The 3,713-nt window shown below is 70.0% G+C and carries 4 protein-coding genes and 2 pseudogenes; 1 reads left to right on the forward strand and 5 read right to left on the reverse strand.

The window, feature by feature from the left end:
* Positions 1–334 precede the first annotated feature (334 nt).
* The 4 genes and pseudogenes from ABZ641_RS29155 to ABZ641_RS29170 form a co-directional block, all read right to left on the reverse strand.
* Positions 335–1,065 (reverse strand): annotated as a pseudogene (locus ABZ641_RS29155) (transposase).
* A 77-nt stretch (positions 1,066–1,142) separates the two neighbouring features.
* Positions 1,143–1,913, reverse strand: coding sequence for a hypothetical protein (locus tag ABZ641_RS29160; RefSeq protein WP_359986515.1), 771 nt, complete (start codon positions 1,911–1,913; stop codon positions 1,143–1,145).
* A 42-nt stretch (positions 1,914–1,955) separates the two neighbouring features.
* Positions 1,956–2,216, reverse strand: a pseudogene (locus ABZ641_RS29165) (IS110 family transposase); the annotation flags it as partial.
* The gene (locus ABZ641_RS29170; protein ID WP_359986521.1) at positions 2,198–2,416 is read right to left on the reverse strand and encodes a hypothetical protein; all 219 of its coding nucleotides are present in this window, start codon (positions 2,414–2,416) and stop codon (positions 2,198–2,200) included. The gene ABZ641_RS29170 and the pseudogene ABZ641_RS29165, both read right to left, overlap by 19 nt.
* A 263-nt stretch (positions 2,417–2,679) precedes the next feature.
* On the opposite strand from ABZ641_RS29170, the gene ABZ641_RS29175 reads away from it, so the two are divergent.
* Entirely contained in the window at positions 2,680–2,937 is a 258-nt protein-coding gene (locus ABZ641_RS29175; RefSeq protein ID WP_344625307.1) for a hypothetical protein, read from the forward strand.
* A gap of 181 nt (positions 2,938–3,118) precedes the next feature.
* Here ABZ641_RS29175 and ABZ641_RS29180 read toward each other — a convergent pair whose 3' ends face one another.
* On the reverse strand, positions 3,119–3,688 hold the full coding sequence (locus tag ABZ641_RS29180) for a DUF6296 family protein (protein ID WP_359986518.1): 570 nt from the start codon (positions 3,686–3,688) through the stop codon (positions 3,119–3,121).
* Between the last annotated feature and the right edge of the window lie 25 nt (positions 3,689–3,713).

The raw sequence follows: 3,713 nt of genomic DNA on the forward strand, positions 1-3,713 counted from the left end.
CCCGCACCGGCAGCAGCGGAAAGCCGAACGGCTGACCGGCCATCGGCCTCACCGCCCCGGCTGACGCCCCACGGCCGTCGCCTTCGTACGGCGGCCTGCAATCGACCAGGTGGCCGCCTGGCACGCCAACGGCGGTCTCGCCCACGCGCCGACCCCGTCACCCGCAACCAGCAGATCGTCGGCGCCGCCCGCGGCCTCACCCCGTGGCCCGTCGTGCTCGGCCTCATCGGTGTGACCGCTGGCGGCCTCCTCCACTCCTCATCGGCTGAGGGCTGTCGCGTAATTGGTCTTCGGGCGTCTCGCGGGGCGGGCCGATGCTCGGCGGTCGCCCGCCTCACGCGGCCTGGAGGAGGTTGTGAAGGCGCGCGATGCCGAGCACGGCGTAGTGGACGCCGCTGCCCTTGAGACGGCAGTCACGCAGGATCTTCCAGGTCTTCATCCGGGCGAAGACGTGCTCGACCCGGGCGCGGACCTGCTTGTGTTCAGGGTTGTGCTCGGCCTGCCACGCGGTGAGGTCGCCGCCCCTGGGCCGGCGGTGCGGGATGACCGGGCCGGTGCCCGGGTATCCGCCGTCGGCGATCGTCGTGGTCCGGCCGACCGCGTCCTTGGCGCCGGACTCCTCCCGGGCCTTGCAGTCGTTCCGGTTGCCGGGCAGGGGTCGGCCGACCGCGACGACCAGGCGGGTGCGGGCATCGATGACAACCTGGTGGCTGGTGGAGTACCGCTGGTTCTTGGACTGCTCGGCGATCGTGTGGTCGCGGGTGGGGACCAGGAGACCGTCGACGATCACCACAGTGTCCTTGCGGAAGCGTCACCGCGGCTTGAGCGCGAGCAGCGGGCCGATGTGGTCGATGATGCGGTCGGCCGCCGACTTGGACACCCCGAACAGCGGCGCGAGCTGCCGCGGCGTCAGGCTGGTGCGCCAGTAGGCCGCGACCAGCAGGACCCGGTCCTCGAAGGGCGGGCCCACGGCCGGCCAGGGCGGCCCGTGTCAGCACACCCGCGACGCAGCACTGTCATCAGTTTGCGGAAGTCGTGCGGGCTCAGCCCGGTGAACGGGGCTATCCAGACACCTCACGGCGCCAAGCCGTCAAGTCGGGGCCTGTGGGTGCGGGCTCGGTGTTCGAACGCCACGTCGGCAATCAGGGGGTGTCCGTGGTGTGGCGACGAGCGAAGTCCCACGGGGCGGGTGCATTCGCGGCCTCGTACTCCGAGGCGATGTCGAAGACGCTTCCGCAACCCGGGCACTCCGCACGGCCGAACAGGTGCGTGAGACCCCAGGCTAGTTTTGTCTGTTCGTCCCGTTCAGCCAGCTCATGCAGCATCCTCCCCACGCTGGTCAGCGCGTCGGCCGTGGCCGGCCGCAGCGGGATCTGGTGGACGTCCCCCAGGTCCCAGTCCCGGATCGAGGAGTAGCAGCCGTAGTCGCCGATAGCAATCGTTACGGTTGCACGGCAGTGCGGGCAGGCGACTGTGTAGAAAGAGTCGGTGAAGTCGTCCAGAGTCTCGAACCACAGGGGCTGGCGGTCGAAGGCGAGTATCGCCTGCAGCAAGCCGAGATAGGTTCGACGGTCCTGGCCGGGTGCCAGGCGCGCGGTGGCCAGGTCCCGCAGCCGTGCCAGGGTCGGCTCCTGGCGAGCCACCTCTTCGTCGGCGCCGTGGTGGCCTTGGAGCAGACCGCCCGCGATGGCGCCGGCCAAGCCGAGAGCCCAGTCTCCGGAGGCGGTGGTCTCGACGATGTCCGCCAGCTGCGGCAGCGCGGCAATGCTCGCCGAGGAAATCGTCCCCTGATGGCACAAGCGCCCCCAGAGTTGGTCGATCGCGTCCTGATCACGACCGGCTGCCCGTTCCAACAGCCCGGGAATCGCAGCCGCCGCGCCGTAGACATCGTGCAGAGTGGACCAGTCGATCATCCGGCGATTCAAGCACGCGGCCGAAGGCCACCGTGGATTCGGCTACGCCGCTGCTACAGCGAGCTCCTGTGGGGTCGGGAAGGCGATCTGCTCGTCGAACAGCTGGCGGTTCTTGAGGCAGTGGTACAGCTGGCCGAGCATTCGGTTGAACAGGTTGCGCTGGGCGGCGGCGTGCCAGTCGCCGGCGTTGTCGCGGCGGCGCCGGTAACGGGCCTCGGCGCCGGGCGGTGCGGTGAGGGCAGCGAAGGCCCGGAGGTAGCCGGCGTGGTTGAGCCGGTCGTTCTTCACCCATCGTCTGGTGATGGCTGGACTTCTTGAGGGATGACGTGCTCGTCGTAGCCATGGATGTGGACGGTCGGCTCCAGATCCGGATCCTCGTCGGGAATCACCGCCACGAGGAAGGCGGCTCCGGGGAGGTGGGTCGCGGCGTTGGGGATCTCGGTCCACGCGGCCTGCGCAGGGACGGCCTCGCTCGGCTCCACGCACCAGGCCTCGTCGGGCAAGGCGTAGTGGAACTGGACGGCGTCAATCGGTCCCGGTCGGGACCTTGCGTTCTTCGTGTGAGACGCGCTGGCAGCTTCAACCTGTCGCCGAAGATGCGGCACTGCTGTACTCGTGGCGCCGGGCACCGGATCTGGCACCCGCGACGGTCGACCACATCGACCACCCACCAAGGCGTGCCTGGTCGGCGCGCGGCCTGCGCCGCGGCGGTGCACGCCGGACGGCCGCGGGTGCGGCGGAAGGCGGTGCCGCGCATCGTGGAGGCATGCCGAACAACCAGTTCCATACCGAGCAGTTCAGGCCGAACGTTCGTCTCCTCACCCTGGGCGCCGCCTTGGCCGGTGCCGGGGCTTTCCTGGGCGTCGCAGGGGCGGCCCTGGTCGCCACCGCCCTGGCCACTGCCGGACGTCGGGTGGTCACCGCCTGGGAAACCCACCCTGCACAGATGGCCTCCCGCACCGCCCGCCAGGCCGCTTCCGCCTCCAGCGCTGCCCGCGATGCCTGGCGCTCCAGCCCCGTCTGATCCGGGACCGACGGACCAGGGCCCGGCGCAGGGCCGCACAGGCGCGGAACCCGGTCCGGGTCCGCCTTCCGGAACACGCCAGGAACGGACTTCCATGGCTGTCCGAACCGTGCAGACCTGCGCCGACCTGTCGATCGGACGAATTCTCCTCGCGCGCCCGGTGCGGGTGGTCCGACCTGTACTACGGGCTGATCGTCGGCCTCGGCACGGTCCGCGGGCTCTGCGGGGACTGCAGAGAGGTCGCTGGCCGATGGAGGGGCTGAGCGTGGACGGGGTTGTCCGGCACAGGTCGGCCGACGCAGTCCAGGACGTGGACGAGACCGCCGTCCTCGATCTCGACCCGGACGCTGAAATCGGCATCCGCATAGACCGGATGCCCGTGCGGCCCGAATCCGGCCTGCCGCTCCACCACGACGGTGTCCTGCTCTCCGTGGCACCCGGCAGGCCCGGGGAACGTGAGCATCCAACGGTCGGCGCGGTTCTGCGTCACGGCGATCACGTCCTCTCCACCACGACACGATGACACGGCCGAAAACTCCAGCGTCCGGCCGCAGCCCGCGCGGCCTCCCGTCCTCGGGCCCGCATGCAGCAGGCGCCTCCGAGCGGAACACCCGGCGTCTGCGCAATCCCTGTCCGGACAAACATGGAGCAGGCGGGGCCATCGAGCGGTCGAGTGCACCATGTGCAGCCACGTCACGGGCTGCGACCGTCGCCCGAATTCATGTCTGACAAAACCGGCATTCGGGTTCATACTTGTTTTGTGGCGGACGAGCACG

This window comes from Kitasatospora sp. NPDC007106 (genome assembly GCF_040634455.1).
GTDB classification, from domain to species: Bacteria; Actinomycetota; Actinomycetes; order Streptomycetales; family Streptomycetaceae; genus Kitasatospora; species Kitasatospora arboriphila.

What these genes read in the sequence shown, in the direction of transcription:
- ABZ641_RS29180 (WP_359986518.1), bottom strand. Translation starts at nt 3,688, where the DNA reads ATGAACCCGAATGCCGGTTTTGTCAGACATGAATTCGGGCGACGGTCG.
- ABZ641_RS29175 (WP_344625307.1), top strand. Translation starts at nt 2,680, where the DNA reads ATGCCGAACAACCAGTTCCATACCGAGCAGTTCAGGCCGAACGTTCGT.
- ABZ641_RS29160 (WP_359986515.1), bottom strand. Translation starts at nt 1,913, where the DNA reads ATGATCGACTGGTCCACTCTGCACGATGTCTACGGCGCGGCGGCTGCG.